The sequence below is a fragment of the Ruegeria sp. HKCCA0235A genome (assembly GCF_013033235.1).
GTDB lineage: Bacteria > Pseudomonadota > Alphaproteobacteria > Rhodobacterales > Rhodobacteraceae > Ruegeria.
On record NZ_WQDQ01000001.1, the window covers coordinates 808,530 to 816,225 of the forward strand.

Here is a 7,696-nt window from a genome sequence, read left to right on the forward strand (position 1 = left end):
TTTTAACCCTGCCGTGCAACGCCGCAATATCGCACTATTGCGACATGTCGCTCATTCGCGGCCATTTGTCCCTTTTGTCGGACGCCTCACAGGTCTAAGTCAGGGCAGCATCCTCGGAGGGACCATGACGTTCTGGGTTCTGATTTTTCTTGTCGCGCTGCTGATCGCAGCTTTTCTCTGCTTTACCCTGCTGCGCAAACGCCGTGGGGATGAACCCGCGGCGGCATACGACCTGCGGGTTTATCGCGAACAGTTGGCCGGTGTGGACCGGGATCTGGCGCGCGGGGTCATTGGCGAGGCCGACGCCGAACGGGTGCGCACGGAAATTTCCCGTCGCATACTGGCCGCAGATGACCAAATGAAGAAAGAGGGCGCCGGCGCCGGGCCATCTCGTGCGGTTTCGGTGTTGTCAATCCTGGCAATCTCGTTGCTTCTGATCGGTGGAGCGTTGGCAATGTATCATCGCACCGGGGCCGTGGGTTTGCCTGACATGCCGCTGACCGCACGGCTTGAACTGGCCAAGGAAGTGCGCGCCAACCGGCCATCCCAAAGCGCCGCGGAAGAACTGGCGACCCCACCTCAACCTGGACAGCTGGAAGAAAGCTATGCCAACCTGCTGAAGCAGTTGCGCGAAACCGTTGCAAGCCGGCCGGATGATTTGCAGGGTCAGATGTTGCTGGCGCAGCACGAGACGAATGCGGGCAACTTCAAGGATGGGTACACCGCGCAGCAAAAGGTGATCGAGCTGTCCGGCGACAGCGCCACGGCTGATACCTATGCGGACCTGGCTGAAATGATGATTCTGGCAGCAGGGGGGTATGTCTCACCCGAAGCGGAACAGGCGCTGATCGAAGCGCTGAACCGTGACCCCCGTCACGGCCCGGCGCGCTATTATTGGGGGCAGATGCTGGCACAGATCGGGCGGCCGGACCTTGCCTATCGCATGTGGGTCGAAACGTTGCAGGATTCCCCCGCGGGTGCGCCCTGGGCCGAAGCAATTCGGGCTCAGATCGACGAACTCGCCTTTCGGGCCGGCGTTTTCAATGCACCGGATCTGAGCACAGCACCCGGCCCCAGCCAGGAAGACATGGCCGCCGCCGCAGAGCTGAGCCCCGAAGAACGGCAGCAGATGATTCAGGGTATGGTGGACCAGCTGTCTGATCGGCTGGCGACAGAAGGCGGATCCCCCGAGGAATGGGCCCGCCTGATCGCGGCCTTGGGCGTTCTTGGCCAGGGCCAGCGCGCCATCGATATCCGCGATGAGGCCATGGAAGTCTTTGCCGGCAATTCAGAGGCCTTGCAGATCATCGATGCGGCGGCCCTTCAAGCCGGGATCGCTCAATGATCCATGACGCTTTCGAAGAATTTGCAGCCGCGCTGCAACCGATGAGTGCCCTTATGGGGCTGGACCTTGGGGAAAAGACAATCGGGGTCGCCGTGTCCGACCGGATGCGCGGTGTCGCCAGCCCGTTGGAAACGGTACGGCGCAAGAAATTCACGCTCGATTCCGCGCGCCTGATCGAAATTGTAACCGATCGCAAGATCGGGGGCATCTTGCTGGGCCTGCCCAAGAACATGGATGGCAGCGAAGGGCCAAGATGCCAGTCAACGCGGGCATTTGCGCGCAATTTGTCCCGCCTGACCGATTTGCCCATCGGATTTTGGGACGAGCGGCTCAGCACGGTTGCGGCAGAAAAAGCACTACTTGAGGCGGATACGACACGAAAACGTCGCGGACAGGTTATTGATCACGTTGCGGCCAGCTATATCTTGCAAGGGGCGTTGGACAGGCTGCGCTTTTTGTAACGGGTCGGAGACCAGTGATGACGAATATGGTTTGGAAAAGGAATGAGGTCGAAAGCCCTTGTGTCCAGATCTGTGTCGTTCACCCGACTGAACGCATCTGTACCGGCTGCTATCGCACGATTGACGAAATCACCCGCTGGTCCAAGATGGACAGCAGCGAACGCGCCGAAATCATGGAAGATCTACCAACCAGAAAGCCGCGCCTCAGCAAACGTCGTGGCGGGCGTGCAGCGCGCATAAACGGTTCCTGAAGTCAGCCAGCCTGCTTTGGGGACGTATCCCTGTGGTCATTGGATTCATCGCGGGCCGACCTGTTTGTGTCTTGCCCGCGCAGCTCTGACTCGAACAGAGCTGCGATTTCGGATCTGCTTGTTTTTGCAGTCCCGTATTTTTTCGCTGCACGTCGGACATGCTTCGTGCCGGTCTTGTCCGCCTTGAATACTGGCGTTTTGCGTACCGCAAATCTTTCCATCAATAACCTGAGTGTCATCGCAAACTTCCCGCTTCCAATAACTGTGCCGCCGCGGGCCGAGTTCGAGCTCCTAAAAGGGGCCAGCTCATGAACGCATCTGTTCAACGTGAGTGGAGGCCCGCAGCGACACGGCGTAGGTAAGGACATTTCCGGTCAAATTTAGGGGGAAAACACAGGGTTTTTGGTCCGTGTTGACCTTAAGGTCAGAAATTCCACGGAAAAACCCACCAGTTCCCTTACGTCACAATTCTTGACCGGCACGGGATCAAGACCGGTTTCAAGACATGTGGCGCGTGTCGTTCCGCGAAATAAGCCAATCAGATTTGGTCAATTCGCGCTCAAGGGTGCTTTGTTCTGACCAGAGAACAAAGCACGCAAGCCGCCTGTTGGCTGCAATATCACAGGATGTAGGTTGAGGCGCAGAGCAGGGCCTTACCCGGCAGCCAGCCAGGCTTTGGCGTTTTCGATTTCCTCGGACGGAAAGAACTGATTCCGTGTGCCCAATACATGACTGGCGACACGTTGTGCCATGTGCTGCCAGCTTTTATCCCCGACGATCGCCGCGCGATCCAGTTGTCCGATGTGGCGACTGGCCAGACGAAAATGCGCTGCAAGAGCGGACAACCCCTGCCAGCCGTCAAATTCCCGCAGGTCGATCAGCAACCGAAACCCGGACCGGTCATGCAACAAAGCGTCCAGGTCGCGTTCGGCCTGCTTGTACTCCTCTGGGTCCAGTATTCCCAAAAGGCTGATCTGCACACATGGGCCCTCAAGATCTGTCACGTGAATGGATCCCAGCGACTCGCGCATCCAGCGCCGCGCGGCTTCAAGCTCGGCTAGTTCAAAGACCTGAACGGGGCATGGCAGGATCGGGGCGGCCAATCGGATGCTGGTTTGCACCCAGCCCTGATCGGCAACAACCGCGATCCGGTCAAACCCCTGCCAGTGGCTGAGCCCCAGCTTGGTGTCGGACCAGGCCGCGCCCAAATCATACCCCTTGAACTCTGGCTGCACGATGGCCAAAAGCCGAACGGAATCGTGTTCGGTGAGCGCCGCTTCGATTGCAGGAACCAGGAAATCGGCATAGTCGGCGCTGGTGACTTGCCCCGACAACTCCACTTCTATCAACGCACCATCAGAATTCGTATGGACCGTAATCATCGGTCAAAACCTCCAAAGCCAAACAATGACAGGAGGTTAAGTGGATTCGATCCATTCCGCCACACCCCCGGAGCATTCCGGGCGGAAATAGGCGATCATCCGTCCATCCGGCCCTGCACTTGCCGTTTCCGCCCAGGGGGCAACCCCGTGCAGGCAGTGGCGGTGCAGCACGTAAGCCTCGCCTGGCTTGGCCGGCAGTTCGATTCGCGGGCAGGTTTCGAAAACCTCGCGACGGGCGGATTGGTAGATATCCGTAATATCGACTTCATGCAGACGCTCTTGTGGCGTCCCCGCAAGGGCGCGCCTGAACGCCGCACCCAGGATATGATGGCTGCCTTCCCACAACACCATGGGCGACGCATCCGGGCTGGCCTCGGTCAGCGGTATGCCCAAAATCCAGGCGTGCGGTTCATCCACCCGGCGGCGACGATCCGGCCCCATCGGGCGCAAACCGTCCACATGGGCCGCGTCCCGATTTCTGCGATACCCCGCGGCGGCTTCGTTTTCCCCCCGACGTGGGCGTGGATACCCAGGATGCATGACCGAGACTTGGCCTTTGTGAAGCGGCAACTGCCCGTAACGCCCTGCAATGAATGACATGGCGGTTCCAGCCAAAGGCCCCGATTGGCCAACCCTGCCCTGCGCGTCATTGGGCAACGCGTCAACACCGATGAACCACGTTCCGTCACAATCCAGCCAGTCAGCATGGGCCGGGTCCGTTACCGCGGCCCGTGCGGCAGGCAGCGCATGGCCTACCCAGGCCGCAAGCACTGGATCATACGGGAATTTCACCCAGCCCCTGGCGCCAAAATCCTTCACAAACCCACCGCTTTGCGCAGCATATTTAGCGCCACCAGCGTAAGGAACACAGCGAAAACGCGCTTCAAAGGTTTCGGATCCATCGCATGGGCAAGCTTCACCCCCCAGGGCGCGGTGATCATCGTCATTGCCACGACGATTCCGAAGGCCACCAGATTGACCGCCCCAATGGTCAGCGGAGGCCGGTGTTCCGGTGCGATATCCAGAAACAAAAACCCGATGACCGAGGGCACGGCGATGATCACACCAAACCCGGCGGCGGTTGCGACGGCACGGTGGATCGGCGTGTTGTAGAGGCTCATCAGCGGCACACCAAAACTGCCGCCGCCGATTCCCATCAGAACTGAAAGAAACCCGACCGCGGGGGACAGGATGGCCCGCTTTATCCCACCGGGCATGACATCACCCAGCCGCCATTCCGAACGACCCAGCCCCAGATAGGCCCCGATCACCATTCCCAATATGCCGAACAGCGCCTGCAAGGCTTCGGTCCGCAGGGCCGATGCAACCAGAACTCCGATGATCGCACCGACGACGATCCCCGGCCCCCAGCCGCGCAGGATATCCCAATCCACCGCACCCTTTTTATTGTGCGCAATAACGGATCGGACCGATGTCACGATGATCGTGGCCAGCGACGTGGCCAGACACAGTTGCATCAACTGCGGGCCGCCATAGCCAAGAGTTTGAAACGCATAGAAAAAGGCGGGCACCAAGACGATTCCACCGCCGACCCCCAGCAATCCGGCAAGCACGCCGGCCAGCGCTCCGATCGCAAGCAAAAGGCCCAGCATCTGGGCCAGCAACATCGTCTCGGGCATCGTTCCCCCTGCCGCTTAAACTTCTGCCATGGGCGCCACATGATCCAGCGCCCGCAGCATCACTTCGGGTCCGGCCCCATCCCGCACAGCCCCTTCAGACAAGGCGCGCCGCCATGCGCGGGCTCCGGGACGACCTGCGAAAAGGCCCAACATATGACGCGTGATCTGGTGCAAACGCCCGCCATTGGCAAGGTGCCCTTCCACATAAGGCACCATATGTTGAACGATCGCGAACGGATCACGCGTCGTTCCGGTACCAAAGATGCGTCGGTCAGCATCCGACAGGACATCGCCCGGCTGATGATACGCGGCCCGGCCGATCATCACCCCATCCAGACCTGCTTCCAGATGTGCGGCTGCATCGTCCAGCGTGTTGATGCCGCCATTGATCGATATGTGAAGATCCGAAAACTCAACCTTCATCCGATGCACAAGGTCAAAGTCCAAAGGCGGGATATCCCGGTTTTCCTTGGGGCTCAGCCCTTGCAGCCATGCCTTGCGGGCATGGATTGTCACCCTTTGACAACCTGCCGCGCTGATGTGCTCAAGAAACGCGGGCAATACATCTTCGGGCTCCTGGTCATCGACTCCGATGCGGCATTTAACGGTGACATCCACATTCACCGCTTCGCGCATGGCAGTCACGCAGTCGGCAACGCGGGCCGGGTCTTTCATCAAGACCGCGCCGAAAGTGCCGGATTGAACCCGGTCCGACGGGCAGCCACAGTTCAGATTGATCTCATCATACCCGGCCTCAGCCCCCAGTCTCGCCGCCTGCGCCAGTTCTTCCGGGTAAGAGCCGCCGAGTTGCAAAGCAACCGGGTGTTCCTCGGGAGAGTAGTCCAACAGATGCAACGCCCCGCCCCGCACGAGCGCCGGCGCCGTCACCATTTCGGTATACAGCAATGTTTCCGCGCTGAGCAGCCGATGGAAATAGCGGCAGTGTCGGTCTGTCCAGTCCATCATGGGCGCCACGCTTAAACGCGCTGCTTTTTGTGCGTTATTTTTCAAAGCGTTAACTCCATTCATCTCTAAACTTCGCGAAGCACGATTTCCCCTGATTTCACCGTATTTCCGGGGGTTTTCGGAGGTTCTCGATTCGAGCGTGCTACGGTGTAGCACATCCAAAGCATACAAACAGCGGCCCAAATGCAGCTGATTTCTGGCCCGGGCGCCGCCGGTTCCATCTTCTGTGTTTCCCTCGGAATTCGGCTATCAAACCCCGGAAACATTTTCGGACGACCGAACCGAATTCCCTATCATCGAAAGCAAGATGGGACGAATTCCACGACGACTATCAAGAACTGCACAACGGATGTGCTCGCAGCGATTACTGCCCAGAACCTCTTCCACCGCTCCCCTTCTCAAGCAACCGCTGTGACTGCTGCTGAGGTTTCAGAAAACGCCATGCCGGTTTCTTCGGCCGAGCAGAAAGAAAAGAAACCTCGCAAGGAGATCCTAGGGAAAAAATTCGAGGAACAGAACATCACTCGGTTTGAAGGCAAGAATGGAAAGTGCTCTTACCGGGTACAAATCCGAAAGCGTGTGGATGGCAAACAGCACAGCCTCACGAAAACCTTCAAGCACCTGCCAAACGCAAAAAAGTGGCAAAACAACCAACTCCGAGAAATCGAAGCAAACGGGTTTCCAATTCAAATCGTAACGGAGACAACAATCTCAGATGTCATCGAGGACCGTTTGAAGCGAGGGAAAACCCTCGGCCGATCGGCTCTTCAAGTTCTGACCTTTATCAAAGCCGACGAGTTCGGAAAGACAAAGGTCTCAACGCTGACGCAGCAACAGTTATATGACTATGCAGACCTGTTGTCGGCTGGTGAAAGAATGCCACAGACAGTCGCGAACTACATGACTCACCTGGCGAGAACGCTCTCCTGGTCCTGAGCAGCCTCATCTGACTGGTCCAAATTGATTGTTAGTGCATTGTCGGCCTGCGATCCATTGGTATGATGGCTTCGGGCGCTGGCGGGCGATAGCCCAGTGCACTGTGGGGCCGCTTTGTGTTGTAGTGTCTCCTCCATTGTTCGATCAGAATTTGAGCTTCGCGCAGGCTGTAGAAGATCTCACCGTTGAGCAACTCGTCCCTGAACCGGCCATTGAAACTTTCACAGTATCCGTTCTCCCAAGGGCTGCCAGGTTCGATGTAAGCCGTCTGCGCGCCAACGGCGGCGATCCAGCCTCGGACAGCCTGGGCGACAAATTCCGGTCCATTGTCAGAACGTATGAAACTCGGTGCACCCCGCAGTATGAACAGATCCGTTAGGGCATCGATCACATCGACCGAGTTCAGCTTGCGCTTCACTTTAATCGCCAGGCACTCTCGGCTGTGCTCATCAAGGATATTCAGCGTCCGAAAAGCTTTGCCATCATCGGTTCGACAATGAACGAAGTCATAGCTCCATACATGATTGCGATGGTCCGGTCGAAGCCGGACACATGATCCGTCGTTCAGCCAGAGCCGCCCCTTCTTCGGTTGTTTTGTGGGCACTTTCAGCCCCTCTCGTCGCCAAAGCCGTTCAACCCGCCCGTCGCTGACAGACCATCCAGCCTCTCTCAGCAGCGCAGCAATCCTGCGATAGCCATATCGGCCGTATTGACG

Annotated in this window: 9 protein-coding genes; 4 read left to right on the top strand and 5 right to left on the bottom strand. The window is 58.3% G+C overall.

The features are described from left to right. Window positions 1–124 precede the first annotated feature (124 nt). Genes ccmI through GOW56_RS04040 form a run of 3 tightly spaced genes read left to right on the top strand, consistent with a single transcriptional unit; the run spans window position 125 to window position 2,057 of the window. Window positions 125–1,345 carry a c-type cytochrome biogenesis protein CcmI gene (gene ccmI, locus GOW56_RS04030; protein ID WP_171205005.1) on the top strand — a complete coding sequence of 407 codons (1,221 nt, stop codon included), beginning with the start codon at window positions 125–127 and terminating at the stop codon, window positions 1,343–1,345. Further along, window positions 1,342–1,806, top strand: coding sequence for a Holliday junction resolvase RuvX (ruvX, locus tag GOW56_RS04035; protein ID WP_171205006.1), 465 nt, complete (start codon window positions 1,342–1,344; stop codon window positions 1,804–1,806). Before ccmI ends, ruvX begins: the two co-directional genes overlap by 4 nt. 17 nt (window positions 1,807–1,823) lie before the next feature. Further along, entirely contained in the window at window positions 1,824–2,057 is a 234-nt protein-coding gene (locus GOW56_RS04040) for a DUF1289 domain-containing protein (RefSeq protein ID WP_152458393.1), read from the top strand. A gap of 653 nt (window positions 2,058–2,710) precedes the next feature. Here the strand turns inward: GOW56_RS04040 and GOW56_RS04045 are convergent. Genes GOW56_RS04045 through dusA form a run of 4 tightly spaced genes read right to left on the bottom strand, consistent with a single transcriptional unit; the run spans window position 2,711 to window position 6,108 of the window. Further along, complete coding sequence (locus tag GOW56_RS04045) at window positions 2,711–3,439, bottom strand: STAS/SEC14 domain-containing protein (protein WP_171205007.1); 729 nt, start codon at window positions 3,437–3,439, stop codon at window positions 2,711–2,713. Between the two features lie 36 nt (window positions 3,440–3,475). Next, window positions 3,476–4,258: a hypothetical protein gene (locus tag GOW56_RS04050; RefSeq protein WP_171205008.1), complete on the bottom strand. Its 783-nt coding sequence runs from the start codon at window positions 4,256–4,258 to the stop codon at window positions 3,476–3,478. Continuing rightward, on the bottom strand, window positions 4,255–5,079 hold the full coding sequence (locus GOW56_RS04055) for a sulfite exporter TauE/SafE family protein (RefSeq protein ID WP_171205009.1): 825 nt from the start codon (window positions 5,077–5,079) through the stop codon (window positions 4,255–4,257). The genes GOW56_RS04050 and GOW56_RS04055 overlap by 4 nt, the downstream gene beginning before the upstream one ends. A gap of 15 nt (window positions 5,080–5,094) precedes the next feature. Then, entirely contained in the window at window positions 5,095–6,108 is a 1,014-nt protein-coding gene (gene dusA / locus GOW56_RS04060) for a tRNA dihydrouridine(20/20a) synthase DusA (RefSeq protein ID WP_171205010.1), read from the bottom strand. 120 nt (window positions 6,109–6,228) lie between these two features. On the opposite strand from dusA, the gene GOW56_RS04065 reads away from it, so the two are divergent. Continuing rightward, complete coding sequence (locus tag GOW56_RS04065) at window positions 6,229–6,981, top strand: hypothetical protein (RefSeq protein WP_171205011.1); 753 nt, start codon at window positions 6,229–6,231, stop codon at window positions 6,979–6,981. A gap of 31 nt (window positions 6,982–7,012) precedes the next feature. Here the strand turns inward: GOW56_RS04065 and GOW56_RS04070 are convergent. Then, window positions 7,013–7,696, bottom strand: a 684-nt coding sequence (locus tag GOW56_RS04070; protein WP_171205012.1) for an IS3 family transposase, incomplete at its 5' end; no start/stop codon positions are given.

What these genes read in the sequence shown, in the direction of transcription:
- ccmI (WP_171205005.1), top strand. Translation starts at nt 125, where the DNA reads ATGACGTTCTGGGTTCTGATTTTTCTTGTCGCGCTGCTGATCGCAGCT.
- ruvX (WP_171205006.1), top strand. Translation starts at nt 1,342, where the DNA reads ATGATCCATGACGCTTTCGAAGAATTTGCAGCCGCGCTGCAACCGATG.
- GOW56_RS04040 (WP_152458393.1), top strand. Translation starts at nt 1,824, where the DNA reads ATGACGAATATGGTTTGGAAAAGGAATGAGGTCGAAAGCCCTTGTGTC.
- GOW56_RS04045 (WP_171205007.1), bottom strand. Translation starts at nt 3,439, where the DNA reads ATGATTACGGTCCATACGAATTCTGATGGTGCGTTGATAGAAGTGGAG.
- GOW56_RS04055 (WP_171205009.1), bottom strand. Translation starts at nt 5,079, where the DNA reads ATGCCCGAGACGATGTTGCTGGCCCAGATGCTGGGCCTTTTGCTTGCG.
- dusA (WP_171205010.1), bottom strand. Translation starts at nt 6,108, where the DNA reads ATGAATGGAGTTAACGCTTTGAAAAATAACGCACAAAAAGCAGCGCGT.
- GOW56_RS04065 (WP_171205011.1), top strand. Translation starts at nt 6,229, where the DNA reads ATGCAGCTGATTTCTGGCCCGGGCGCCGCCGGTTCCATCTTCTGTGTT.